This window comes from Pseudomonas sp. MM211 (genome assembly GCF_020386635.1).
GTDB lineage: Bacteria > Pseudomonadota > Gammaproteobacteria > Pseudomonadales > Pseudomonadaceae > Aquipseudomonas.
On the sequence record NZ_CP081942.1, the window covers coordinates 2937879 to 2963522 of the forward strand.

A 25644-nucleotide genomic window follows, 5' to 3' on the forward strand; every position below is an offset into this window, starting at 1 on the left:
TGGGCTGTATGTTGAGTGTTGTTGACGCTGAATTGATAAGTGATATATGCGAGCTCCGTAGCTCCGTCCCTATAAGTCGCGCCCCTAGCTGCCATACCTCCGTTTCCAGCGTAAGTTCTTGACAGTGTTTTATATTCAGTTATTTCGCCGGAGACCTCCTCCCAGAGTAAAGTAGTAAGGCCGCCTAAAAAAATTAAAGCAGCCAATAGGGTAAGTGTCTTGCCGATTGTCTTCATGCTGGCCGTAAACATAGGTGGGTTGAGGGGCAGGCTTCAGTGCATTTCGCAGTAAGCGAAGTGAGAAGTCTGAACTATTTTTTTGCGAATTTTAGCTGATTAGTGCGCGCTTTATTCTTCTTATTTATTGTCCGTGGATAGGTTCCAGATCAGTAGCGATAGGGCACCTAGCACTAGTGCTGATGAGAAAACGGGCCATAATCGCCATCGTTTCGCGCCGAGGGTGCTGTTTCTACGGATTGTGTTTCTCCGTGGCTCCCACGCAGAGTGTGGGAGCCATCAAAAGTTAGCAGGTCAGCCGATGGAGAATGTCAGGCGGCCTGTTAAGCGTTTTCCACTTCGATAAACCACTTGGGTTGCATGGCATCGAAATCCTGACGGATATTGGAAGGCAGGTAACTGGCCGAATCCAGTACGAAAGGTTTGTCATTCACGCGCTTGAACACAACCCAGTGCCAGAAGTTCTTGCCGTCTTCCTGATGGAACTTGATGGCCAATAATGCCTGGTCGGGTAACGCATCCCAGGATTCGAACGGTATTTCACCATCCGACGTTTTCACCCCGGCGCTGGACAGCATGCGCCGCACATACTGGGTATCCGACCACAGCGATTCATCCTCGGCGTGGATGCCCATGGCGTTGGCAATGGCCTTCATTTCTGAATAGCTTTTACCCAGGATGTTGGCCGCCGAGGCGATCCCGCATCCGCTGATTTCTTCCTGTATTACTGGCTTGAGCATGGCGTTGCCTTATACATAACGTTTGAAAGGCTCAGCCGCCAGTGGGTGCTGTCTTGCTCTTCACGGGTTGAGGCTGAGCCATACCTTGCGGCCAGTAAACGATGCAACCGGCAGGGGCATTGCCATAGCAGTTATGCGGGTTGTAGCTGGAAAAATCCGGTTCGAAGCCCAGGTCACGCATGCACATGGCCTGTTCCTGGATTTTTTGCACGCCTGCACTCATCTGATCGATGAAGTCGCACTGCTCGAGCGCCGTATCGACATCGGTTGTCGCTTGTCGGGTGGGTTCCCACATCACCCGCGCAGGCTGTGCCGGCTGGTAGTACGAGGCACAGCCAGCAAGGCCGGCGGCGATCATCCCTGCAATTAATTTCTTCATACGTCTGTCTTCCATGTTGTGATTTGGGGGCGGGCGTGGCGCTCAGGTAATCAGGCTGGCTGCATGCCCGCGCGCTTGAGCAGTTGCTTGCAGCGCTCCGAGAGGTGCACCACGCGCAGGTGCTTGCCGGCCTTGTTGTAGCGCTCGCGCAGGGTCATCAGGGCGGCGATGGCCGAGTAGTCGACGAAGCTCAGGTGACGGCAATCAATGGTCACTTCGGCGGGGTCGTTGGCGGCGTCGAACAGGTTGAGAAACGGCGCGGTGGAGGCGAAGAACAGGGTGCCATGGGGCACGTAAAGTCTGCTGCCGTCTGCCTCCAGGCGGCTGTCGACGTAGAGTTCGCGGGCGTGCTGCCAGGCGAAGTTCAGGGCGGCGATGACGATCCCGCACATCACCGCCATGGCCAGATCCGTGAGTACAGTGATGATGGTCACTGCAACGATGACCAGCACGTCGTTGAGCGGCACTTTGCCCAGCACCCGCAGAGACGCCCAGGCGAAGGTCTGCTGAGCGACCACGAACATCACGCCGACTAGCGCGGCCAGTGGAATGAGCTCGATCAGCGGCGACAGGAACAGCACGTAAAGCAGGATCATCACCCCGGCGACGATGCCGGAAAGCCGGCCGCGGCCGCCGGAGCTGAGGTTGATCATGGTCTGGCCGATCATCGCGCAACCGCCCATGCCGCCGCACATGCCGGAGGCGATATTGGCTGCGCCTAGGGCCACGCATTCGCGATCCGGGTGGCCACGGCTTTCGGTGATTTCATCGGTAAGGTTGAGGGTCAGCAGGGTTTCCAGCAGGCCGACCATGGCCATCAGCACCGCGTAGGGCAGGATGATCCACAGGGTTTCCAGGTTCCAGGGGATCTGCGGTAGCGCCGGCACGGGCAGACCACCGGCGATTTTCGCCATGTCGCCAAGGGTGTGAGTGGGCAGGTGCAGGAAATAGGTGAGCAGGCCGACGCTGAGGATCGCCGCCAGGGCTGGCGGGATGGCGCGGGTCAGCTTCGGCAGGATATAGACGATGGCCATGGTCAGCGCCACCAGGCCGAGCATCAGGTACAGCTCGTTACCCTTGATCCAGTGGCCATCGCGCTGAAAGTGCTCCAGTTGCGCCATGGCGATGACGATGGCCAGGCCGTTGACGAAGCCGAGCATCACCGGGTGCGGCACCATGCGCACCAGCTTGCCGAGTCGCAACAAGCCGAACGCCAGCATGATCACACCGCCAAGCAGCACCGTGGCCAGCAGATACTCGACGCCGTGCTGCACCACCAGGGCGACGATGACCACGGCCATGGAGCCGGCAGCACCGGAAATCATCCCGGGGCGGCCACCGAACAGGGCGGTGATCAGGCAGATGAAGAAGGCGCCATAAAGGCCCATCAGCGGATTGACCTGGGCCACCAGGGCGAAGGCGATGCACTCCGGCACCAGTGCGAACGATGACGTGAGACCGGCCAGGACATCGGCGCGCAGACGAGCGATTTTCATGGGTTACCTGATCGAACAAGACAAACGCCCCGTGGAGAGTGCAGGGCATTGCACGGCCGTGTGGCCTTGGAGTTGGAAGGCTGTCGATGGTAAGGAATCGTCGGGGCGAAGGCCAGTGCCGGGGATCTGGATGGCGGCGACTTTCCCGGGTTTCGCTACGCTCTACGCCGGGCTACGGAACAAGGCCATGCGCCCGTAGCCTGGGTTGAGCAACGCGATAGCCAGGGGCTTGGATGGTGTAAATGGCAACGCCGCCGAGGCCCTGCGACAAAACAACCAGCCGCCGAAATGTGGCCTGGCTGGCATTTGGAGCGACCAATAGGTCTAATCTCCTTTTTCTCCGGCGACCAATCGACATTACACTGTCGCCTGCCCAAAAAACGATGACGAGGTAAACACGTTGATTATTCACCCTAAAGTTCGTGGCTTCATCTGTACCACCACCCACCCGCTGGGTTGCGAGCGCAACGTGGCCGAGCAGATCGAGGCCACGCGCAAACTGGGCGTGCGTAACGACGGTCCGAAGAAGGTGCTGGTTATCGGCGCCTCCAGCGGTTACGGCCTGGCCGCGCGCATCACGTCTGCATTCGGCTTTGGCGCCGACACCCTGGGTGTGTTCTTCGAGAAGCCGGGTACCGAAACCAAGGCCGGCACCGCTGGCTGGTACAACTCGGCTGCGTTCGACAAGTTCGCCAAGGCCGAAGGCCTGTACAGCAAGTCGATCAATGGCGATGCCTTCTCCGACGAAGCGCGCGCCAAGGTCATCGAGCTGATCAAGAACGAAATGGGCGGCAAGATCGACCTGGTGATCTACTCCCTGGCTTCGCCGGTGCGCAAGCTGCCGCAAAGCGGTGAAGTAATCCGTTCGGCGCTCAAGCCTATCGGCCAGCCGTACAAGTCGACCGCCATCGATACCAACAAAGACGTGATCATCGAGGCCGCCATCGAGCCGGCCAACGAGCAGGAAATCGCTGACACCATCACCGTCATGGGCGGCCAGGACTGGGAACTGTGGATCAACGCTCTGGAGCAGGCCGACGTGTTGGCCGAAGGCGCGCGTACAGTGGCCTTCAGCTACATCGGCACCGAAATCACCTGGCCTATCTACTGGCACGGTGCGCTGGGCAAGGCAAAGCAGGATCTGGACGAAACCGCCCTGCGCCTGGACCAGAAACTGGCCGGTGAAGTCAAAGGCGGCGCCAACGTGGCCGTGCTCAAGTCGGTCGTCACCCAGGCCAGCTCGGCCATCCCGGTGATGCCGCTGTACCTGTCGATGGTCTTCAAGATCATGCAGGAAAAGGGCATCCACGAAGGCACCCAGAACCAGCTCGACCGCCTGTTCCGTGACCGTCTGTTCCGCGCCGACGGCGCCCCGGCTGAGGTCGACGAAAAAGCCCGCCTGCGCCTGGACGATTGGGAGCTGCGTGACGACGTACAGGACGCCTGCAAGGCCATGTGGCCACAGGTGACCACCGAGAACCTGTTCGAACTGACCGACTATGCCGGTTACAAGAAGCAGTTCCTCAACCTGTTCGGCTTCGAGCGCAGCGACGTGGACTACGACGCTGACGTGGCTACCGACGTCGAGTTCGACGTGGTTCAGCTGTAACCGCTCTTTCAGCGGTTGTGAAAAAGGGACGCCTCGGCGTCCCTTTTTGCTTTCCGGCCTGGGCCTGTCAGCCCACCGGCTCATCGGTGTTTATATAACGAGGCACTTTCGCCAATGGCAGCCGGCGTGCCTGTTCGACGCTGATGCCTGGCCGCTTGGGCAGCGATTCCAGGCGCTGCGGCTGGCCAGTCTCCAGTGCTCGCTCGATGGCGGCGAGGATGCGCACGTCGCGCCAGCCTTCATCACCGTCCGGTTCCGGCTCGCGGTTTTGCAAGATGCAGTCGGAGAAGTACTGGGTCTGGCCGCCGAACTGATCGACCACCGGATGGCTGTGTTCCTTGGTCTCGTCACCGATGATGGCGCGGTAGCTGATCCCTACGCCTTCACCGAAACCGAAGCAGGGCGAGGCTTCGAATTCGCCTTCGCTGCCGATCACCTGCAGGCGTTGGCTACCGGGCAGGCTGTAGCTGACGGTGAACACCGCCAGGCGCTCGTCGGCGAAGCGCAAGGTGACGGTCACGGTGTCCGGTGTGTTGATCTCGCGGCCGGGTGTCTGGATGGCCACGGCACGCACTTCCAGCGGCTCATCGTCGAACAGGTTGCGTACCGCATTGATCGGGTACGGGCCCATATCGGTCACCGGCCCGGCCCAATAGCCGCTCTGCATGCGGTGGTTGGCCGGATCGACAGTCTGCGTGAAGGTCGCGGTGAACAGGCGCGGATCGCCAATATCGCCCGAACGGATGCGGTGAATCATCTCCACGGTGCCAGGTTCGAAATGCAGACGATAGGCGATCATCAGCTTGGCGCCGGAGCGTTCGGCCGCGGCGGTGATGGCCTTGCAGTCTTCTTCGCTGGTTGCCATGGGCTTTTCCAGCAGCACATGGATACCAGCTTCCAGGGCTGGCTCGGCGAACTCGCGGTGGCGGAAGTTCGGCGTGGCCAGGTAGATGGCATCGATCTCGCCCGAGGCGAGCAGCGTGGGGAATTCTTCGTAGCTGTAGCTCTTGATGTCGTACAGCGCAGCCAGCTCGTCGGCTTTGATGGGGTCACCAGTCACCAGTGCGGTGATCACCGAATTGTCGGTCTGGCCAACGCCGGGCATGAACGCCCCCTGGGAAATCCAGCCACCTGCGACCACTGCATAACGAACCTTGCCTTGAGCATCGGGCATTTTATCGACTCCTGTGCAACACCGGACAGCATTGTCCGGCTTGTAGTAGTCGGCAGGTATCGGCACTTGAAGTTCAGTAAAAGCGCTTGCCGGTCTTGATGTATCGGGGCGCTTGAGTGACGCGGGAAATCATCCGACTATTCTGTGGTCAGTATTGGCGCCATCCAAGGCGTACCCGTTATGTTGTTTATGGAGAGTTGCAATGAAAGCCCTGATTTCCAGCCTGTTGCTCGTCGCCGCACTGCCGGCACTGGCCGACAACGCGTCCAACCCACGTTGCGAGGCGAAGGCGGCGGACATCCAGCAACAGATCGAGGCTGCCAAGACTGCTGGCCATGACGGCAAAGTAAAAGGGTTGAACACCGCGCTGGAAAAGGTTCGTGACAACTGTACCGACAAAGAGCTGCTGCGCGAGCTGGAAGGCAAGGTAAGCGAGGCTCGAGAGGAGGTGCGTGAGCGTGAGGCGGATCTGCGTGAGGCCGAATTGAGCGGCGACGCCAGCAAGATCGCCAAGCGCCAGGCCAAGCTGGAAGAAGCCCGCGAGGAATTGCAGCAGGCCGAGGCTGAGCTGAGTCCGGCAGCCAAGCAGCAGCCGGAATGAAAAAAGGGAGGATGGCCGAACGGCTATCCTCCCTTTCTCAAACTGCGGCGCCGGATTGCCCGGCGCCTACCGTCAGGTTCTGAAACGCCCCACCAATCCATTCAATTCACCGGACAGCGACTCCAGGCGCTGTGAGTCGCTGCGCGCCGAATGCGCCAGTTCCTCGACCAATTGTGCATCGGTCTGAATCTGCGCGATGTGGCGGTTGATGTCTTCGGCCACGTGGTGCTGTTCTTCGGCTGCCGTGGCGATCTGATTGTTCTGATCGCGGATCTCGTCCACCGAGGTGCGGATCTGCTCGAAGCTGTCGCGAGCCTGCTGAATCCGTTCGACGCTCTGCTGCGACATGCTCAGGCTGCTCTGCATCTGCTTGGTCACGTCCTGAGTGCGTTTGGCCAAGCCGCCTAACAGGCTGTCGATCTCGCCCGTTGAGTCCGCCGTGCGCTTCGCCAGTGCGCGTACTTCGTCGGCGACCACGGCGAACCCCCGACCCTGCTCACCGGCACGTGCGGCCTCGATGGCGGCGTTGAGGGCCAGCAGGTTGGTCTGCTCGGCGATCGAGCGGATGGTGTCGAGGATGGCGTTGATGTTCTTGCTGTCCTGCTCCAGCACCTGCATGGCCTGGGCCGACTTCTGCAGGTTCTCGCTTAGCCGCGAGACGCTGCCGGTTGCTTCGTCGATCTGCAACTGACCATCGTGTACCTGACGCTGGCCGGAGTCGGCCGAGGAGGCTGCATGGCTGCAGGAACGGGCCACTTCGTTGGCGGTGGCGACCATCTCGTTGAAAGCGGTGGACACCAGCTCCACGGCCTCGCGCTGACGGCCTGCGGCGTCGTTCATGTCGCGGGCCACCCGGGTGCTGGCATCCGAGGCGGTTTGCAGATCCGCCGAAGCGCTGCCGATGCGTTGCACCAGGGTGCGGATGGCACCGAGGAACTGGTTGAACCAGCGTGCCAGCAGCGCGGTTTCGTCATTGCCGCGCACGTCGAGATTGCGGGTCAGGTCGCCTTCGCCCTGGGCGATGCCTTCCAGGCCACCGGCCACGCTGCGGATCGGTTTGACAATCAGGCCGGCGAAGCTGGCACCTACGATGGCGAACAGCACGGCCAACACAGCCGCGATGATCGCGATCTGCCAGGTCAGGCTGGTGGCCTTGGCCATGACTTCACTGCGCTCGATCAGGCCGATAAAGCGCCAGCCCAGAGTGCTCGACGACCAGACGTTGGCCATGTACGGCACGCCGCCCAGTTCTACCTCGACCAAGCCATTCTGTACGCCGGCCAACTGTGTGTAGCCGTCGCCCAGCTCGCTGATCAGCTTGAAACCATGGGCGGGGTCGCGGGGGTCGACCAGCACGTTGCCGTTGCTTTCCAGCAGCATCAGGTAGCCGCTATCGCCGAGCTTGATCTGCTTGACCAGCTCGGTGAGCTGCTTGAGCGAAACGTCCAGGCCTAGCACGCCGGCCGGTTGACCCTGCTGATTTTCGATGGTGTGCACGGTGCCCATCAGCACCACATCGTCCGGCGCCCAGTAGTAGGCCGAGGTGCGTACGGTCTTGCCCGGCGAGGCCATGGCGGCCTTGTACCAGGGGCGTACGCGCGGGTCGTAATTGCTCAACTTGGTATCGTCCGGCCAGGACGCGTAACCGCCGTCGGGCTTGCCGATCGACAGGTAAGCGGTGCTCGGGTGGCTGGCAGCGAACTGGCCAAACATCTGCAGAAACCTCTGATTTTCTTCGGTCAGCGGTATCTGTGCGGCATTTGCACCGGAATAATCCTTCAATTCCCCCGCGTTGCGTACGTCAGGATGTTTGGCCAGGTACTCGACGTTCTGCGCGATGGCGTCGAGGAACTGAGTCATGGCGTTCTCGATCTGGCGGATCTCGCGGCTGCTGCTGTCGAGGAAGTCGTCCTGCGCCTGAGCGCGCAGATTGACCACCACCACAACGGCGACCAGTACGACGGGCACACAGGCGATGGCCGCGAAGGCCCAGGTGAGTTTCTGTTTGATGTTCACGGTGGTTCCTGCTCGAGCGAGAGATATTGTTTTGATGCGAGGGCAGTAGAAGAAAGAACCTTCAGGCCTTATGCCGGCCTATGAGTAGTGAATCGGCATGACAGAAAGGAACTTGAGCGCTGCAAGCCTGGTGCTGCGTATATCTCTACAAAGCCCTCACTGGAGCATCGAGTGCTCGAGAGTTGAAGGTGATTGTGCCGTGACGATCAGTGTTGCGCGGTGCTTTTGCGCTCGCGCCTTCCGGCATAGATGAACACCACCACGAACACCGCACTGAGCAGCAGCACAATGGTCGGGCCGGGTGCGCTGTCGATGAAGAAACTCAGGTACACGCCGCCGAGTGCGGCGCCGACAGCGATGCCCACGGCGGTGAAGAGCATGGCGCCCATGGTGCGGGTGAGCAGGAAGGCGATGGCGCCAGGGGCGATCAGCAGCGCCACGGTGAGTACGATGCCGATCGCCTTGAGGGCGCCGACGATGGTCAGCGACATCACCGCCAGCAGGCCATAGTGCAGCAGGCGCACCGGCAGCCCGACGGTGCGTGCCTGCACCGGGTCGAAGGCGTGCAGCAGCAGGTCGCGCCATTTCAGGCCGATAAAGGCCGTGACCGCCAGGGCGATCAGGCCGCTTTCCAGCAGGTCGGCCCAGCCGATGCCGAGCATGTCGCCAAACAGGATGTGATCCAGGTGCACGTCGCTGTGAATCTGCGTGTACAGCAGCAGGCCAAAGCCGAACATGCCGGAGAACACCACGCCCATCAGGGTGTCCTGCTTGATCCGGCTGTTTTCCTTGAGGTAGCCCGAGGCGACCGCGCACAGCATGCCGGCCACGAAGGCGCCGAGCGAGTAGGGCAGGCCGACGATGTAGGCAATGACCACGCCGGGAAATACCGCGTGGGCGGTGGCGTCGCCCATCAGCGCCCAGCCCTTGAGCACCAGGAAGCACGACAGCAGTGCGGCAGGAATGGCCACCAGCACGGCGATCAGCAGGGCGTATTGCATGAAGTCGATTTGCAGCGGTTGCAGCAACGTCTCCATGGTCACATCTCCAGCCGGGCTTGGGCGGCACGGCGGCGGGCGGCGAGCAGGCCATGCTTGGGCGCGAAGACGAAGGCCACCAGGAACACACAGGTCTGCAGCACGATGATGATCGCCCCGGTGGCGCCATCGAGAAAGTAGCTGGCGTAAGCGCCGATGAAACTGCTCAGGCCGCCGATGCAAGCGGCAATCAGCAACAGCCGGTCGAAACGGTCGCTGAGCAGGTAGGCGGTGGCGCCTGGGGTGACGACCATGGCGATGACCAGAAAGGCGCCCACGGTCTGCATCGCCGCTACGGTGCAGGCGGACAGGAGAATGAAGAAGATCGCCTTGAGGCGCGTTGGGCTGAGGCCGATGGAGCGGGCGTGGTTTTCGTCGAAGAACACCACCATCAGATCTTTCCAGCGCACTGCCAGCACGGCCATGGTGATGCCGGCGATAAGCAGTAACTGCAGTGTGTCACCGGGCGTGATGGCGAGTATGTTGCCGAGCACGATGGTCTGGATGTTCACCGAGGTCGGTGACAGCGACACCATGAACAACCCGAGGCCGAAGAACGACGAGAAGATCAAACCGATGATCACGTCTTCCTTGAGCTTGCTGCGTTGGTTGAGGAACAGCATGGCACCCGCCGCCAGCGTACCGGCGCCGAAGGCGCCGAGGGCGAAGGGCAGGCCGAGCATGTAGGCCCCGGCGACGCCGGGCACGATGGAGTGCGCCAGGGCGTCGCCGATCAGCGACCAGCCCTTGAGCATCAGGTACACCGACAACAGTGCGCAGACCATACCGACCAGGGTCGAGACCCACATGGCATTGACCATGTAGCCGTAGGAAAAGGGTTCGAGCAGGGTGTGCACTATTGATCCTTTTCGTCGACGCGGCCACGGATGGTCGATTTGCCGTCATAGAGCACCAGCGGGCGCTCGTCGTCGGTGATGATGCCGATCAGTGGGGATGTACTGTTGTGCCCTTCACCCGGCAGCTCGAAATGGCGCAGCACGCCGCCAAAGGTGCGCTCGAGGTTCTCGCGGGTGAACACCGATTGAGTCGGGCCGTAGGCGAGCACGGTACGCGCCAGCAGTACCGTACGGTCGCAGAACTCCGGCACACTGCCCAGGTTGTGCGTGGAGACCAGCATCACCCGGCCTTCGTCGCGCAGTTCGCCGAGCAGCCGCACGATGGCGTCCTCGGTTTTCACGTCGACTCCGGTGAAGGGTTCGTCGAGCAGGATGACCCGCGAATCCTGGGCTAGGGCGCGCGCCAGAAACACGCGCTTTTTCTGCCCGCCGGACAGCTCGCCGATCTGCCGTTTGCGCAGGTCGCTCATGCCGACTCGCGTCAGCGCTGTTTCAACCGCTTGGCGATCGGCGGCTTTGGGGCGACGCAGCATGCCCATGTGGCCGTAGCGACCCATCATCACCACGTCTTCGACCAGTACCGGGAAATTCCAGTCGACGTCTTCACTCTGCGGCACGTAGGCAATCAGGTTGCGTTTCAGGGCATCGCGCACCGGCATGCCGAGCACGCTGATGCTGCCCTGAGCCACGTTCACGAAGCCCATGATGGCCTTGAACAGGGTCGACTTGCCGCTGCCGTTGACGCCCACCAGCGCAGTGATGCTGCCGCCTGGGCTGCCGAAGCTGGCATTGCGCAAGGCGGTATGGCCGTTGCGGTAGGTCACGCTGATGTTATCGACACGAATGCCGTCGAGGCTGTCCTCTTCGTGCAGGGTGTGTGGCATTATTCGGCCAGCCCGTCAGCGATGGTCTGCGAGGTGACGCGCAGCAGGTCGAGGTAGGTCGGTACCGGGCCGCTCGGTTCGCTGAGTGAATCGACGTACAGCACACCGCCGTATTTGGCGCCGGTTTCTCTGGCGACCTGCTGGGCTGGCGAAGCGGAAATGGTGCTTTCGCTGAACACGGCGGGAATCTTGTTGGCGCGTACCGCATCGATCACCTTGCGCACCTGTTGCGGCGTGCCTTGCTGATCGGCGTTGATCGGCCACAGGTACAGCTCCTTGAGGCCGAAGTCGCGTGCCAAGTAGCTGAACGCGCCTTCGCTGGAAACCAGCCAGCGGCGGTTCTCCGGAATGGACTGCAGGCGTTCACGAATCGGTGCCACGGTGGCTTGGATGCGAGCCTTGTAGGCCTCGGCGTTAGCTTTGTAAGTCTCGGCATTGGCCGCGTCGTGTTCGACCAGCGCATCACGGATGTTGTCGATGTAGATCATCGCCGAGTCCGGCGACATCCAGGCATGCGGGTTGGGCTTGCCGCTGTAAGGGCCTTCGGCGATACCCATCGGTTCGATACCGTCGGTGAGGGTTGCCGCTGGCACGTTCTGTAAACGCTGCAGAAAACGCTCGAACCATTGTTCCAGATTCATGCCGTTGCGCAGGATCAACTGTGCGTCTCGGGCCTTGAGGATATCGCCCGGCGTCGGCTGGTAATTGTGAATTTCCGCCCCCGGTTTGGTGATCGACTCGACCACGGCCGCGTCGCCAGCTACCTCGCGAGCCATGTCGGCGAGAACGGTGAAGGTGGTGACGACCTTGAACTTGCCTTCGGCGGTGGCCAATTGTGGCAGCAGGGTCAGAAGGAGGGCGGCGAGCAGGGGAGCACAGGTGCGCGAGCGGATCCGATTGAACATCTTCATCCTCATATGGCTTGACCGGTCAAATCACCGGGATGGTCATGACCCCGGACAGGGCTGCCACTCTAGCGATAATTTGTCGCTAATGAAAACTATTGTCATTAGAGATTTGTTCAATGTGTGCCGCCTGTTATCGCATTGCGGCAGCGAACGATGAATGCGCTCAGCGTAGCTGCTGCAGCGTATGCATGTGAGCGGTCGCGTGCTCGGCAGGTTCCGCCAACCTGCTTTTTGCAACCCGAAGCAGCTGCGGCTGGAAATGCAAAACCCCGCGACTGCAGGCCGTGTGAAAACGTAGCGAGCGAAGGTCAGGCAAGGCAAAAGCCGGCGAAAAAGCGCAGTTTACGAGTTGTAAATGAGCATTTTGAGCTGGTTTTTAACGCCGCATGACCGAGCGCAGTAGTTTTCACACAGCCTGACTGGCGCGGGGTTGTGTGCACGAAGACCGGCTCAGCTGCCGCTTTTTATCTTCGTCCAGGCGCGGGTGCGTACCCGTTCGACTTTCTGCGGCAGCGGCTCGACGCTGTAGAGGGTTTTCTGCCCCTCGGCGGTCGGGGTCAGGTCGGCGTTATCACTGATCGCCTTGTCCACCAGCAGCATGCCGGGCTTGTTGGGGTTCGGGTAACCGAGGAAATCGCTGATCGGTGCAATGACTTTCGGGTCGAGCAGGTTGTTGAGAAATTCATGGGCTTCCTCGACGTTCTTGGCGCTGACCGGAATGGCGAAGGTGTCGAACCAGATCGGCGCACCTTCCTTCGGCAGGCGCCATTCGACCTTCACGCCGTTGCCCGCTTCCTTGGCGCGGTTGGCGAACTGGTAGAAGCTGCCCGAATAGCCGATGGCCACGCAGATGTCGCCGTTGGCGATGTCGGTCATGTACTTGGCCGAGTGGAAATAGGTCACGTACGGGCGGATGCTCATCATCAACTCGGTGGCCTTGTCGTAGTCCGCCGGGTTGGTGCTGTTCGGCGGTAAACCCAGGTAGTGCAGCGCCAGCGGCAGGATCTCGTTCGGCGCATCGAGCATGGCGACGCCGCATTGCTTGAGCTTCTCCATGTTCTCGGGTTTGAACACCAGATCCCAGCTGTCCACCGGGGCGTCGGCGCCGAGGGCTGCCTTGACCTTGTCCGGGTTGAAGCCGATCAGCACGGTGCCGTACATGTAGGGCACGCCGTACTGGTTGCCGGGATCGTTGGTTTCCAGCAGCTTGAGCAACGCGGGGTCGAGGTTCTTCCAGTTGGGCAGCTTGCTCTTGTCGAGCTTCTGGAACACGCCGGCCTTGATCTGGGTGTCGAGGAACATGTTGGATGGCACCACCAGGTCGTAGCCCGAGTTGCCGGTGAGCAGTTTGGCCTCCAGCGCCTCGTTGGTTTCGAAAGTGTCCCAGGTCAGCTTGACGCCGCTTTTCTGCTCGAAGTCCTTGAGGGTCTGCGGCAGGATGTAGTCGGCCCAGTTGTAGACCCGCAGTTCCCGGGCCTCGACCATGGCACTGCCGACCAACAGGGCCGCGCCGCAGAGGGTGGTGCCGAACAGACGGTGGAGATTTTTCATCGTTATGTGCTCCGTTGAATGCGTAATTATCGGCAGTAGGCTCAGGCGCCCTCGAAACCTTCCAGTACGTTTACCGCGTTGACGCCGATCTCCTCGACGGCATAGCCGCCCTCCATCACGAACAGAGTGGGCTTGCCGAGGCGGGCGATGCGTTCGCCCATGCGCAGGTAGTCGGGGCTATCGAGCTTGAACTGGGAAATTGGGTCTTCCTTGAAGGTGTCCACGCCCAGGGACACCACGATTACGTCCGCTGCGTAATCGTCGATACGTGCACAGGCGCTCTCCAGCGCCGCGCTCCATTGCTCCCAGCCGCTGCCGGCAGCCAGCGGCAGATTGAGGTTGAAGCCTTCGCCGGCGCCCTCGCCAGGTTCATCGGCATAGCCGAGGAAGAACGGGAATTCGAAGGCTGGGTGGCCGTGGATGGAGACGAACAGCACGTCGCTGCGGTCGTAGAAGATCGACTGGGTGCCATTGCCGTGGTGATAGTCCACGTCGAGAATGGCGACCCGTTTGCAGCCCTGATCGAGAAAGGCCTGAGCGGCGATGGCGGCATTGTTCAGGTAGCAGTAGCCGCCCATCAGGTCGGCCGCGGCGTGGTGGCCGGGCGGGCGGCATAAGGCGAAGGCGCTGTTGGCGCCATCGCTGATCAGCTTTTGCCCGGTAAGGGCGACTTGGGCGGCACTCCAGGCGGCCTGCCAGGTGCCGGCGGTGATCGGTGCGCCGCCGTCGAAACTGTAATAACCGAGCTGACCATGCAGGTTGTCCGGCACCACGCTGCGCAGGGTGCGGGCGGGCCAGGTGAAGGGCATCAGGTCGCCGTCACGGCCCATGGCCGCCCAGCGTGCCCAGGCGCCTTCGAAAAAGCTCAGGTAGTCGCGGTGATGAATACGTTCGATCGGCGCTCGGCCGAAGTCGCTGGGAGCGATGACCTCGCCCAGTTGCTGTTGGCGTACACGGGCGAGCACATGGTCGGCCCGCGACGGCATTTCGAAACAGGGCTTGAGCTCCCCGTCGATGATTTCGCAGCGACCATGATGCAGGTGATGGTCATCGCTGTAGATCGTACGCATGGCTGAGCCTCCGACTTGGACACCTGCATTCTTGGCCCGAGTCTGGCTCTGGCGAAATGAGCGTAATGGCCAAAAGGGGATAGATATGGCCACGAAATGGCGCAGCAGCGATCCGTATCGGTGCAGGTTCTATGCGCTGAGCGGGCGCCGATAGCGGCTCGGTGACACACCGCTCCAGCGCTGGAAGGCGTGGCGGAAACTGGCGGTTTCGCTGTAGCCGAGCTCCTCGGCGATACGGGCGATGGGCAGCCGCTCCTGATCCAGCAGATGGCGTGCCTGCTCGAAGCGCAACTCATCGAGTAGCGTCTGGTAGCTGGTGCCGACCTCCTGCAACTGCCTGCGCAGGGTGCGCGACGAACAGCGTAGTTGGCGCGCCAGACCATCGAGCCCTGGCGCGGTCGGCAACTGGCTGGCGAGCAACTGGCGCACCCGGGAAATCAGCGCCAGATGGGAGATGAACTCGCGATTCAGATGGCGGCAGCGTTCCAGAGTGTCGCGGTGAGTCACCGGGTCTGCCAGGGGTAGGCGTCGATCCAGCCACTGGCTGTCGAAAACGATGGCGTTGTCGGCGGCATTGAAGCGCACCGGGCAGGCGAAGTCGCGGCTGTACTGACGCTGGTAGCGCGGCGCTCTGTGGCTGAAACGGGCTGCTTCGAGGGGCAGGGGGCGGCCGAGCAGGTCATCGCAGATCAGCTTTAGCGAGGCCAGGCAGAACTCGGTGTTGAAGGTTTCCAGCTCGGCTGTATCCCGATAGTGGCTGGCTTCGATCCAGGCGTGCGAGCCGTCGCGGCGCAGACGCAGGTCGAAGAGGGTGCCGAGCAAGGCGGGAAAGCTGAAGGCCACTTCCAATGCGTCGCCTAGCGTTGCGGCCGAAAGCAGGCTGAAACCCAGCAGGCCATAGGACGATACGTGCATACGCCTGCCGAGCAGCAGTCCGAGATCCTGCCGCCTGGCGGTGGCGTTGCGAAACACCTGGCGTTCCTGGGCGATGCTGATGCGCATCTCCGGACGCTGCAGATCCGCTGCGTCGATGCCACTGCCGGCCAGGAGTTCGTGGGCGTTGCAGTCGCCATTCTGGCAAAGGGTATCGAGGGCCAGAACGACGGCATGCAGGGTGGTCAGGTGGGAGTGCAGCATGGGGGCACGCCTTCTCGGGGCAGACCCGAGAGTCAGGCAATAAGCGTGCCTTGTGCGCGTTTACCCAGAATGCCGCCTGCCCGCGGAGCCTGGCGATGCAGAGCGGCATTTCTGCTTACTTGTTTGTGAAGGGTTGTGGGGGATGGTAACGCCCAGCAGTTCCTGGGAAGGCTCTAGCCCGCTTCAACGGCAGTCAGCTCGCTTTCGTCGTTTTCCTGCCTGGACGGCAGCGCAGGGCAGGTGGCGACTTCATTGCTCATCTGTCGCTTCGCCCAGTTTTCCAGGCGTGTGTACCAAGCGGTATTGCTTTCATCCAGCCAGGTCAGCGCTTCTTCATGGCCATTATCGCCCGCACGGGTTAGCCACAGGTGGCGCTGAATACTGCTGGGGGGGACACCACGGCCAATGCTGTAGGCCTCGGAAATGGCGAACTGAGCCTGCGCGTCGCCTTGCTCGGCAGCCTTGCATACCCAGTACGCGCCCAGTTCTTCGTCACGGCCAAAGCGCATTGCCAACTGATCATCACCGGCAAAACCCTCAACCCCACGATCAGCCCAGTAACCCTCGCCAAGCAGGTACTGGCCCTGGGTATTCCCCTGGCTTGCAGCCTGCTCGAACCAGTACATCGCCTGGTAGAGCTGCTGATGGTCGTCGCGTTGTTCCCAGTGATCGATACCCAGTTCAATCTGCGCCAGATCCGCACCCAATTCGGCAGATTTTTCCATCCACTGCCGGCGTTGCCCAGCGTTGTCTTCGAGCAAACCGTCGCGGTACAGGATGGCGATCTCGAATGCCGCGCGCGCATTACCCTGCTCTGCTGCAAGGGCGTACATGCGCTCTGCCGCGTCATAGGACTGATGGGTGTAGTGGTAGAAACCAAGATTGAACTGGGCGCATAGATCACCGGACTCGGCTTTGTCGCGCTCCATGCCCACACTGTCCGGGGTATCGGCTATATCGTAGACCGGGCAGGGTGGGGAGGAGTCGGCCTGCGCTGCAAGGGTGCAGGCGACGAGTAGCGGGGCTGCGAGCAATGCCAGTGAACGCATGAAAACGATCCTTGTATGTCTGTGTATGGCGAGCCCCGAGCAGGGTGTCCGTGGGTGGCACGTTATGTCAGTTCTGCCTGTAGCGGCAAGACGATCCGATTACAGCGCCACGAACAGCAGGAAGGTGCCGAGGATCAGGCGGTAGATCACGAACGGCAGCATGCCGATGCGATCCAGTGCCGCCAGGAACAGCTTGATGCACAGGAACGCCGACACGAACGACAGGCCGATGCCCCAAGCCATGTCGCCCCAGTGGGCACCGTTGCCTTCTTCGATCAGGTGCAGGGTCTTCAGGCTGCCGGCGGCGAGAATCAGCGGGATCGACAGCAGGAAGGAGAAGCCCGCAGCGCTCTTGCGGTCGAAACCGAGCATCAGTGCGGCGGTCATGGTGATGCCCGAGCGCGAGGTGCCGGGAATCAGTGCGAGCATCTGCGCGAGGCCGATCAGCAGGGCGTGGCGCCAGGTCATGCGGCTCATGTCGGCGTCACGGCTGCCTGTCACGTCGGCCCACCAGAGCACCAGGCCGAAGACGATGGTGGTGGTGCCGATCACCAGCATCGAGCGGGTGTATTGCTCGATCACCGATTCGAAGAGCAGCCCCGCTAGTGCAGCCGGGATGGTCGCCAGGATGATCATCCAGCCCATGCGGCTTTCCGGGCTGGCGCGGCGGTGCAGCACGTGGCCCAGCCAGCCGCTGACGATTGCCGCGATCTGCTGGCGGAACGCGAGCACCACCGCCATCAGGGTACCGACGTGCACGGCGACGTCGAACGCCTGACCCTGATCGGGCCAGCCCAGCAACTGCGAGGGCAGAATCAGGTGCGCGGAGGAGGAGACGGGAATGAATTCGGTAATGCCCTGGATGAGCGACAGGGTTAGCAAGTGGAGCCAGTCCATGGGTTTCCTTATGAGGGAGCTAACGAATGTGAACTGCGGGTATGACCCGGCGCGGGCCCATTTTCTCCCTGCGAACCTGTCTATAAGCTGAAATCTTTACACACAATTTCGCTGTAAACCCTGACTCTGCTGGGTTGCGGCGCTGCCTTAGGGCCGCGAATTTGCTATCGTGAGCGCCCCGCAGGCCCTGCCTGTGGGGCTCCGTAGACCTCCGAGAATTCCCTCCATGCAATCTGCAGCCTCGTCGGCACCTGGCCGGCCATTGACCCGTAGCGATTACAAGACCTTGTCCCTGTCAGCGCTTGGCGGCGCGCTGGAATTTTACGACTTCATCATCTACGTATTCTTCGCCACCGTGGTCGGCAAGCTGTTCTTCCCGCCGGATATGCCCGACTGGCTGCGCATGCTGCAGACCTTCGGCATCTTTGCCGCGGGCTATCTGGCGCGCCCGTTGGGCGGCATCATCATGGCGCATTTTGGCGACCTGATCGGCCGCAAGCGCATGTTCACGTTGAGCATCCTGATGATGGCGGTGCCGACGCTGATCATGGGCCTGCTGCCGACCTACGCGCAGATCGGCATCTTCGCACCGCTGCTGTTGCTGCTCATGCGCATGATCCAGGGCGCGGCGATTGGCGGTGAAGTGCCCGGTGCCTGGGTATTCGTGTCCGAGCACGTGCCGGCGCGCCATATCGGTTATGCCTGCGGCACGCTGACCTGCGGTTTGACCACCGGCATCCTGCTCGGCTCGTTGATGGCCACGCTGATCAACAGCGTCTTCACCGCCGAGGAAGTGCTCGACTGGGCCTGGCGCGTGCCGTTCCTGATCGGCGGCGTGTTCGGTCTGTTCGCCATGTACCTGCGCCAGTGGTTGCACGAGACGCCGGTGTTCACCGAGATGCAGCAGCGCAAGGCCCTGGCCGAGGAGCTGCCGCTGAAAACCGTGGTGCGCGACCATCGCGGCAGCGTGGTGATTTCCGCGCTGCTGACCTGGCTGCTCTCGGCCGGCATCGTGGTGGCGATCCTGATGACGCCGACCTTCCTGCAGACCCTCTATGGCTTCGATGCGGTCACTTCGCTGCAGGCCAACAGCCTGGCCATCATCATGCTGAGCATCGGCTGCATCATCAGCGGCGCTCTGTGCGACCGCATCGGTGCCGGTCGGGTGCTGGTGGTTGGCTGCAGTGCGCTGGCGGTCAGCGTATGGCTGTTCTACAGCGGCCTGCACGCCAACCCGCAGTGGCTGTTCCCGCTGTATGCGTTGGTCGGCCTGTTCGTCGGCACCATCGGCGCGGTGCCGTTCGTGATGGTGCATGCTTTCCCGGCGCCAGTGCGCTTCAGCGGCCTGTCGTTCTCCTACAACATGTCCTATGCGGTGTTCGGCGGCCTGACTCCGGTGGCCGTCTCGCTGCTGGTGAAGTGGAGCCCGCTGGGCCCGGCCTATTACCTGATCGCCCTTTGTGGTGTCGGCGTGGTCGTCGGACTGGGCTTGCTGCGCAAGGGCCGCTGAGCATTCGAGTGTTTTGCACCAGCCGGCCGAGCCGGTATGGTGCGTGCACGTTCACAACGCGATGGAGAAGCTCATGAGCCTTTACGGCGACTACGATTCGCAGAACATCTTCGCCAAGATCATTCGCGGTGAGATGCCCTGCTACAAGCTGTACGAAGACGAAGACGTGCTGGTGTTCCTCGACCTGTTTCCGCAGTCCTTCGGGCACACCCTGGTGATCCCCAAGCGCGCCGAGGCTCGCAATATCCTCGAGATCGACGCCGACAACCTGACCAAACTGACCCTGGGCGTGCAAAAGGTCGCCCGTGTGCTGGCCGACGAACTCAAGCCCGATGGCGTACAGGTCACCCAGTTCAACGGCGCGCCGGCAGGGCAGACAGTCTATCACATCCACGTGCATGTGATTCCGCGCTTCACCGAACAGGGCTTGCAGAACCACGCCAGCGGCAAGGCCGATCCGGCCGAGCTGGAGAAACTGCAGGCCAGACTGGTGAAGCGATTCCAGAGCGTTTGATTGGTATAGGCACTTGGTGGGCTGAAGCCCACCCTACATGCGATCACCGCCACTTCACCCGTAGGGTAGGCTTTAGCCCACCAACGCTCTTAAAGATCCGACTCGGCCGCGGGGTGAATCAGGGTCGTGCGCCGAACCCTCGATGGGTATCGCTTCGCTCAACGCTATCCTACGAGAGTCGTCGCTTCAGCCATTGGCTCAACCATTCGTAACCGCTGACCATCAGGATGCCGCATAGCACCAGCAATGCGCCGGCGATGAAGTTGACTTCCAGTGGCTCGTCGAGCAGCCACACGCCAAACACGATGCCGAACATCGGCGTCATGAACGACAGCACGCCGAGGCGCGAGGCGAGGTAGTTGCGCAGCAGCCAGAACCAGGCGAGAAAACTCGCGAAGGACACCAGTAGCGCCTGGAATGCCAGGCCGCCCAATGCCACCGGTGTTGGGTTGAAATACAGTTGGCCAGTTAGCGCACAGGCCGCCATCAGCAGCAAGAAACCGCCAAGCAATTGGTAGAGCAGTGTCTGCGTGACCGGTGCGCTGGACAGTCGCGAGCAGCGCACCACCACCGTGGTCGCTCCCCAGGCCACCGCGCCGAGCAGGCCAAGGATGTCGCCGAACATCTGCTGGCTGGTGTCTCGCGCTTCGAGGTCGGGCGCCCCCCCAGCGAAAGACACCACGATACCGATGAAGGCCACGCCGATACCCAGCCACTGCAGGGGTTTCAGGCGTTCGCTAGGCTGCAGCCAATGCAACCCGAGCGCGGCGAAGATCGGCGCGGTGTAGAGGAAAATCACCATATGCGAGGCACTGGTATGGCGCAGGCCTTCGCCGACCAGCATGAACTCCAGTGCGAACAGAAAGCCGACCATCAGGCCTGGCCGCCAGTTGCCTTCGCGCAGCGAGAGACCGTCGCGGCGCCAGAGCATCAGCAGTGCCACCAGCATGGCGGCCACCCCGGAGCGAAGGGCGAGCATCATCATCGGCGTTACGTCGTCTGCTGCCGCTTTGAGTACGACTTGCTGCAGCCCCCAGATCATGCACAGCACGACCATCATTGCCCCGGCCAGCCCGTCGATGTTCTTGCGCGTGTCCATGAAGGAGCCTGCCAGTGAAGTAGGTCACCATTATGGTGCTGGCGATTTCTACTGATATAGTTCAAACCCGACAGCGCATAGCGGTTATCCGCCAGAGCGATGAACACTGACGCCCCGCGACTGCAGATCCCTCCATTCAGCGATGCCTTGCCGGCCCCGCTGTTCTTCCGAACCGCCAGCGTACCGGCGCATGCGACCTATCCGCGCCATCGCCACGCCTGGGGCGAATTCGTCTATGCCTTCAGCGGTGTGATGGAAATCGAAGTCGCCGGGCGCCATTACCTGGCGCCGCCGCAATATGGCATCTGGCTGCCGCCGGATCTGGAGCACATCGGCTTCAATCGTCACGAGGCCTGCCACTGCTCGGTGTATGTCGCCCCTGAGCATTGTGTCGAGCTGCCCGCCGAACCCTGTGCGTTGAGCCTGACCCCCTTGGTGCGTGCCTTGCTCGACGACCTGCGCGAATCGCCGCCTGACGCCTCGCGGCAGGCCGAGAACGAGCGACAGTTGCAGTTGCTGCTCGACAAGCTGGCTCGGGCACCCAAGGTCGGCAGCTACCTGCCCAGCTCCAGCGATCCGCTGCTGGAACCGGTGTTGCGGCAATTGACGGCCAACCCCGCGGATACGCGCTCGCTGGCGCAACTGTCCAGTCAGGCCAACACCACCGAGCGCACGCTGATGCGCCGCTGCCAGCGCGACCTAGGCATGTCCTTCGCGCAATGGCGTCAGCGCCTGCGTGTGGTCGCGGCGCTGGCGCAGCTGGAGCGTGGCCGTACCGTGGAAAGCATCGCGCTGGATCTGGGTTACAGCAGTGCGTCGGCATTCATTGGCATGTTCCGCCGGCTGATGGGCGTGTCGCCCGATGAATACCGCAAGGGCAACTTGCCGCGACAGCAGTAGTCGGTGGTGAAAATATCCCGGTGAGTCGTGCCAGGATTTATGGCACTGTCATGGCAGTGTGCTGGTCATAACGGGCACTTCACTATGATTCCCATGGAGGGAACCCATGCGTTCGATCTTCGCCGTACTGCCGCTGCTGGCTTTGGTTGGTTGCTCTTCGTACCAGGCCGACCCCGATAAGGTCACGGCCGTGCCGGCCGAGCGCCTGCTGGCGTATCAGACGCCGGTCAGTGGTGGCGGTGAGGTAGTGGTCAACCGTGATCTGGGCTTGATGGGCGGCGGTTGCTACGTCGCTGTGCTGGTCGACCGCAAGGTCGCGGCGCGCATCGCCGTGGGCGAGGAGGCGCGCTTCCAGGTGCCTGCGGGTAATCGCATTCTGGGCATCACTGCCGATAAGCAGGATGAAACCCTGTGTGGCAAGGGGCGCCTCAATCGCGAGGTGGCGGTGAAAGTCGAGGCGGGCGGCAGTGCTGATTTGCGTATCGTCAGCCAAAACCGTGGCGGCTTCGATATCCAACTCAGCGAGCCGAGGTAGAATCCGCCTCACGAACTACTGCACAGGAAGTGCCCGTGAAAGATCTACCCATTGCCATCGTCGGGGCTGGTACCGCAGGGCTGGCCAGTGCCATTCTGCTGGCTCGCCAGGGCTGGGCTGTCAGCGTTTTCGACCGCGTCGCCGAATTGCAGCCGGTCGGTGCGGGCATTCTCCTGCAGCCCTCCGGCCTGGCCGCTCTGCGCAGCCTCGGCTTGCTCGATGAGTGCGCTGCGCTCGGTGCGCCGGTAAGCCGCCTGTATGGGACTTCCGCCTGCGCGGGACGAGTGATTCTCGACACCCGTTATCAGCACTGGCAAGCCGACTCCTTCGGCCTCGGCATCCATCGCGGTGTGCTGATGACGGCGCTGCTCAATGCGGCGCGCGCGGCCGGCGTGAACATCTGCACGGGTATCTCCATCAACCGTTTCCAGCAGTCGCCCACCCATGTGAGCCTGCTCGCCGCTGATGGCCAGGGCGGCGAGATCGCACTCGGTGACCACGCGGCGTTGATTCTGGCCGATGGCACCCGCTCGCAGTTGCGCGCGCAGATGCAGGTACGTCAGTGGGTCAAGCCCTATCCCTGGGGGGCGCTATGGAGCATCGTGCCGACTCCAGATGGGGCCGATTCCACCGATTTGCGCCAGTGGTACCGGGGCTGTTCGCAGATGTTCGGCATCATGCCGACCGGCGCTACCCATACCGACCGAGATATGCGCCTGAGCAGTCTGTTCTGGAGCCTGCCGGTGGCGACCCATGGTGCGTGGCAGCAGGATGGCCTGCCCGCGTGGAAGGATTCGGTAAGACAGCTTGCCGGCAAACCGGCTGAAGCCTTTTTGCAATCGATCGACTCGGCGCAGCGTCTGATGCTCGCCACCTATGCCGATGTGCGCATGTCGCAGTGGCACGACGGTCGGGTGCTGGCAATCGGTGACTGTGCCCATGCCATGAGCCCGCAGCTGGGGCAGGGCGCGAACATGGCGCTGATCGATGCTGTTGCGCTGGCCAATGCGCTGGGGCCTGCAGACCATGGCAGGGCGCCGAATTTTCCTGACCGTTTTGCCGCCTACGCCGATCTGCGTCGCGCTCACCTGCGTTATTACCGCCAGGCCAGTCGCTTGCTGACGCCCTTGTTCCAGTCGGACAGCGCATGGCTGGCGGTCATCCGTGATACCGCGCTGTTCATGGCGCGGCACTTGCCGATGGGTCGCCAGCATGCCGTTTCCACGTTGGTCGGTGCGCGTACTGGCTGGTTGTTGTCCGGCAAGGGCACGGCCGAATTGTATGCCTGGCGCAAGCCAACGGTGGAGCCGGTGGCCTCTACTTAGACGACTGCCCGCGCCTGCTGCACTTTCCAGGCCCAGAAGAAAATCAGCAGGCCACCCGCCGCCGTTATTGCGCCGATATAACCCGTCGATGTCCAGCCAAAACCGGCACTGATCGCCAGGCCGCCTAGCCATGGGCCCAGTGCGTTGGCAATGTTGAATGCGGCGTGGTTGGAGGCGGCTGCCAAGGTCTGGGCGCCAGTGGCCACGTCCATCAGGTGGGTCTGCAGGGCAGGTGACAGGGCGGCGATGGTGCCCAGAGCGAGGATCGCAGGCAGCATCGTCCAGATCGAATGGGTGGCCATAGGTAGCAATAGCAGCACCAGCGCGCTCCACAGCAGAATCCAGGCCACCGACTTGAACTGCAGGCGGTCGAACAGCCAGCCGCCCGCCATGTTGCCGAGGATGCAGCCGACACCAAATATCGCCATGGCCACCGGGATCATGCCAGGGCTGACCTGGGTGACTTCCAGCAGCGTCGGAGCCATGTAGCTGAACACGCAGAACATCCCGGCGAAGCCGATCGAACCGATGCCCAGTGCCAGCCATATAGGCGCGCGGTTGAAGGCGCGCAGCTCGTTGATCGGGCTGCTGCGTACTTCGTTACGATCGACCGGCAGGAATATCGCAACCATCGCCACGGTCAGCAGCGCAATCACGCTGACCAGTGCGAAGGCATAGCGCCAACTGACGCTCTGGCCTAGCCAGGTGGCCAGCGGGTTGCCGACCAGAATGGCCACGCTCAGCCCCATCAGTACTCGACTCACCGCCTTGGCGCGCTTGTGCGGTGGCGCCATCGAGGCAGCAACCAGCATGGCGACGCCGAAGTAGGCACCGTGAGGCAGGCCGGCGAAGAAGCGGAATATCAGCAGCGAGGAGTAGTCGGGTGCCAGGGCGCTGGCCAGGTTGCCGACGGCGAATACGCCCATCAGCAACAGCAGCAGCGTCTTGCGCATCAGGCGTGCGCCGAGCAGGGCCAGGATCGGCGCACCGACCACCACGCCAAGCGCGTAACTGCTGATCACGTGACCGACCTGTGGCTCGCTGACGCCCAGATCCTCGGCTACGTTGGGCATCAAACCCATGATCGAAAATTCACTGGTGCCGATGGCGAAACCGCCAAGTGCCAGGGCCAGTTCGATCAAAAGGATCGCCCCCGCGCTCAGGCGCGTGGCGTCGTGGGCTGGGCCACTCATGTGTTTACCTCGATAACGTGCGGCGAATCAGGCGGGGCATTATTCACGCAATGAGCCGTCGAGAGAACCGCTTTATTGCGCGGCTTCGTTCAGCGGTAGCGCTTGAGAATGGCATCGAATTCGCCGTCCTGTTTCATCTGTACCATGGCGCGCAGCAACTGCATGGTGGGTACATCAGGTTCGTCGCGAACCAGGCAGGCTGCCAGGTCACTGGCCAGTTCGTGTACCTCGTAGAGTTTTTGGGTTTCGTCGTTGTGGCGGTTGTACCACTGCAGGGCGAGTTCGTTGCTGATCGCATAATCGTAACGTCCGGCAGCGAGCTTGGTCAGAACCAGGCCCTGGGTGCGGCCATCGTCGCGCAGCAACTTGCCGCTCATGAACAGCGGATGCAGGGTCGGGTAATAGAAACCCAACACCGTACCTATGGATTGTTTGGGCAGTTTTTCCGGGTTGACCGGCTGAGGGCTGCGACCTACCAGCAGATCACGCTGCACCATGAAGGGGATGCTCCACACGTACTCGGGATAAGCTTCACTCAGCCACGCCGGATTAACGTAGCAGCGCACGTCGACCTCTTTGTGCAAGAGGGCGCGCTGTACGCGTAGGCGCGGCAACACCAGCATTTCAGCGCGACGGCCGAGCTTTTCTGCCAGGCGCATGTGCAGGTCGTAGAGAATGCCCGCGACGGCCTTGCCGTCGCGGATGTCGACCAGTGGCATGACGCCGCTTTCGGTGATCGAGAAGCGTATCGGGCGTTCCTCCGCGATGCAGCAGAAACTGAGCAAGGCGAGCACTGCGGCACACAGGCGAGGAGACATGGCACGAACCAGGCAGGATTGAGCGTTGTCGTAAAGCGTAGGCCGTCTGGAGCCGGTACGCTGCTGGCTCATGCTGATAAGACTCCATCATCGGTTGCGGTATACGAAA

At 61.9% G+C, this 25644-nt stretch carries 24 protein-coding genes and 1 pseudogene; 7 read left to right on the forward strand and 18 right to left on the reverse strand.

The genetic code is table 11. The features are described 5' to 3' along the window. Window positions 1-559 precede the first annotated feature (559 nt). The 3 genes from K5Q02_RS13420 to K5Q02_RS13430 are packed head-to-tail and all read right to left on the reverse strand — an operon-like array spanning window position 560 to window position 2851. A complete protein-coding gene (locus K5Q02_RS13420) occupies window positions 560-976 on the reverse strand; it encodes a hypothetical protein (RefSeq protein WP_225831260.1) in 417 nt (138 codons plus the stop codon). A 31-nt stretch (window positions 977-1007) separates the two neighbouring features. Next, complete coding sequence (locus K5Q02_RS13425) at window positions 1008-1355, reverse strand: hypothetical protein (RefSeq protein ID WP_225831262.1); 348 nt, start codon at window positions 1353-1355, stop codon at window positions 1008-1010. 50 nt (window positions 1356-1405) lie between these two features. Beyond that, window positions 1406-2851 carry a SulP family inorganic anion transporter gene (locus tag K5Q02_RS13430; RefSeq protein ID WP_225831264.1) on the reverse strand — a complete coding sequence of 482 codons (1446 nt, stop codon included), beginning with the start codon at window positions 2849-2851 and terminating at the stop codon, window positions 1406-1408. Window positions 2852-3251: 400 nt separating this feature from the next. On the opposite strand from K5Q02_RS13430, the gene fabV reads away from it, so the two are divergent. Beyond that, window positions 3252-4460, forward strand: a complete 1209-nt coding sequence (gene fabV / locus K5Q02_RS13435) for an enoyl-ACP reductase FabV (protein ID WP_225831266.1) — start codon at window positions 3252-3254, stop codon at window positions 4458-4460. Between the two features lie 67 nt (window positions 4461-4527). Here fabV and K5Q02_RS13440 read toward each other — a convergent pair whose 3' ends face one another. Then, a complete protein-coding gene (locus K5Q02_RS13440) occupies window positions 4528-5634 on the reverse strand; it encodes a Gfo/Idh/MocA family protein (RefSeq protein ID WP_225831268.1) in 1107 nt (368 codons plus the stop codon). A 202-nt stretch (window positions 5635-5836) separates the two neighbouring features. Between K5Q02_RS13440 and K5Q02_RS13445 the strand changes: the two genes are divergently transcribed. After that, window positions 5837-6235: a DUF1090 domain-containing protein gene (locus K5Q02_RS13445; RefSeq protein WP_225831269.1), complete on the forward strand. Its 399-nt coding sequence runs from the start codon at window positions 5837-5839 to the stop codon at window positions 6233-6235. 72 nt (window positions 6236-6307) lie between these two features. On the opposite strand, the gene K5Q02_RS24605 is transcribed toward K5Q02_RS13445, so the two are convergent. The 11 genes and pseudogenes from K5Q02_RS24605 to K5Q02_RS13495 form a co-directional block, all read right to left on the reverse strand. After that, complete coding sequence (locus K5Q02_RS24605; protein ID WP_442964004.1) at window positions 6308-7075, reverse strand: methyl-accepting chemotaxis protein; 768 nt, start codon at window positions 7073-7075, stop codon at window positions 6308-6310. Window positions 7076-7213: 138 nt separating this feature from the next. After that, window positions 7214-8095 (reverse strand): annotated as a pseudogene (locus tag K5Q02_RS24610) (cache domain-containing protein); the annotation flags it as partial. A 362-nt stretch (window positions 8096-8457) separates the two neighbouring features. Then, window positions 8458-9288 (reverse strand): metal ABC transporter permease, encoded by an 831-nt coding sequence (locus tag K5Q02_RS13455; RefSeq protein ID WP_329959530.1) that lies wholly within the window; start codon window positions 9286-9288, stop codon window positions 8458-8460. Window positions 9289-9290: 2 nt separating this feature from the next. Next, window positions 9291-10145 (reverse strand): metal ABC transporter permease, encoded by an 855-nt coding sequence (locus K5Q02_RS13460; protein ID WP_225831275.1) that lies wholly within the window; start codon window positions 10143-10145, stop codon window positions 9291-9293. Then, a complete protein-coding gene (locus K5Q02_RS13465) occupies window positions 10145-11029 on the reverse strand; it encodes a manganese/iron ABC transporter ATP-binding protein (RefSeq protein ID WP_225831276.1) in 885 nt (294 codons plus the stop codon). Before K5Q02_RS13465 ends, K5Q02_RS13460 begins: the two co-directional genes overlap by 1 nt. Further along, window positions 11029-11934 carry a metal ABC transporter substrate-binding protein gene (locus K5Q02_RS13470; RefSeq protein WP_225831278.1) on the reverse strand — a complete coding sequence of 302 codons (906 nt, stop codon included), beginning with the start codon at window positions 11932-11934 and terminating at the stop codon, window positions 11029-11031. The genes K5Q02_RS13465 and K5Q02_RS13470 overlap by 1 nt, the downstream gene beginning before the upstream one ends. Window positions 11935-12387: 453 nt before the next feature. Next, a complete protein-coding gene (locus K5Q02_RS13475; protein WP_225831280.1) occupies window positions 12388-13488 on the reverse strand; it encodes a polyamine ABC transporter substrate-binding protein in 1101 nt (366 codons plus the stop codon). Between the two features lie 41 nt (window positions 13489-13529). Then, window positions 13530-14558, reverse strand: a complete 1029-nt coding sequence (locus K5Q02_RS13480) for a histone deacetylase family protein (RefSeq protein WP_225831282.1) — start codon at window positions 14556-14558, stop codon at window positions 13530-13532. A 129-nt stretch (window positions 14559-14687) separates the two neighbouring features. Then, complete coding sequence (locus tag K5Q02_RS13485) at window positions 14688-15695, reverse strand: AraC family transcriptional regulator (RefSeq protein WP_225831284.1); 1008 nt, start codon at window positions 15693-15695, stop codon at window positions 14688-14690. Window positions 15696-15868: 173 nt separating this feature from the next. After that, window positions 15869-16744 carry a tetratricopeptide repeat protein gene (locus tag K5Q02_RS13490; RefSeq protein WP_225831286.1) on the reverse strand — a complete coding sequence of 292 codons (876 nt, stop codon included), beginning with the start codon at window positions 16742-16744 and terminating at the stop codon, window positions 15869-15871. A 99-nt stretch (window positions 16745-16843) separates the two neighbouring features. After that, complete coding sequence (locus tag K5Q02_RS13495; RefSeq protein WP_225831288.1) at window positions 16844-17641, reverse strand: undecaprenyl-diphosphate phosphatase; 798 nt, start codon at window positions 17639-17641, stop codon at window positions 16844-16846. A gap of 226 nt (window positions 17642-17867) precedes the next feature. Between K5Q02_RS13495 and K5Q02_RS13500 the strand changes: the two genes are divergently transcribed. Next, window positions 17868-19151 carry an MFS transporter gene (locus tag K5Q02_RS13500; protein ID WP_225831290.1) on the forward strand — a complete coding sequence of 428 codons (1284 nt, stop codon included), beginning with the start codon at window positions 17868-17870 and terminating at the stop codon, window positions 19149-19151. 73 nt (window positions 19152-19224) lie between these two features. Further along, complete coding sequence (locus tag K5Q02_RS13505; protein ID WP_225831292.1) at window positions 19225-19665, forward strand: HIT family protein; 441 nt, start codon at window positions 19225-19227, stop codon at window positions 19663-19665. Window positions 19666-19834: 169 nt separating this feature from the next. Here K5Q02_RS13505 and K5Q02_RS13510 read toward each other — a convergent pair whose 3' ends face one another. Next, the gene (locus K5Q02_RS13510; RefSeq protein WP_225831293.1) at window positions 19835-20764 is read right to left on the reverse strand and encodes a DMT family transporter; all 930 of its coding nucleotides are present in this window, start codon (window positions 20762-20764) and stop codon (window positions 19835-19837) included. A gap of 99 nt (window positions 20765-20863) precedes the next feature. Between K5Q02_RS13510 and K5Q02_RS13515 the strand changes: the two genes are divergently transcribed. The 3 genes from K5Q02_RS13515 to K5Q02_RS13525 all read left to right on the forward strand — a co-directional run bounded on the left by K5Q02_RS13515 (window position 20864) and on the right by K5Q02_RS13525 (window position 23524). Further along, window positions 20864-21664, forward strand: a complete 801-nt coding sequence (locus K5Q02_RS13515) for an AraC family transcriptional regulator (protein WP_225831295.1) — start codon at window positions 20864-20866, stop codon at window positions 21662-21664. Window positions 21665-21770: 106 nt separating this feature from the next. Then, window positions 21771-22199 (forward strand): 3-isopropylmalate dehydratase, encoded by a 429-nt coding sequence (locus K5Q02_RS13520; RefSeq protein ID WP_225831297.1) that lies wholly within the window; start codon window positions 21771-21773, stop codon window positions 22197-22199. Between the two features lie 35 nt (window positions 22200-22234). After that, window positions 22235-23524: an FAD-dependent oxidoreductase gene (locus K5Q02_RS13525; protein WP_225831299.1), complete on the forward strand. Its 1290-nt coding sequence runs from the start codon at window positions 22235-22237 to the stop codon at window positions 23522-23524. Here K5Q02_RS13525 and K5Q02_RS13530 read toward each other — a convergent pair. Together K5Q02_RS13530 and K5Q02_RS13535 are read right to left on the reverse strand one after the other, a co-directional pair. Then, on the reverse strand, window positions 23521-24717 hold the full coding sequence (locus K5Q02_RS13530) for an MFS transporter (protein WP_225831301.1): 1197 nt from the start codon (window positions 24715-24717) through the stop codon (window positions 23521-23523). The two genes, K5Q02_RS13525 and K5Q02_RS13530, sit on opposite strands and share 4 nt — an antisense overlap. Window positions 24718-24806: 89 nt before the next feature. Further along, window positions 24807-25607, reverse strand: coding sequence for a substrate-binding periplasmic protein (locus K5Q02_RS13535; protein WP_225831303.1), 801 nt, complete (start codon window positions 25605-25607; stop codon window positions 24807-24809). Between the last annotated feature and the right edge of the window lie 37 nt (window positions 25608-25644).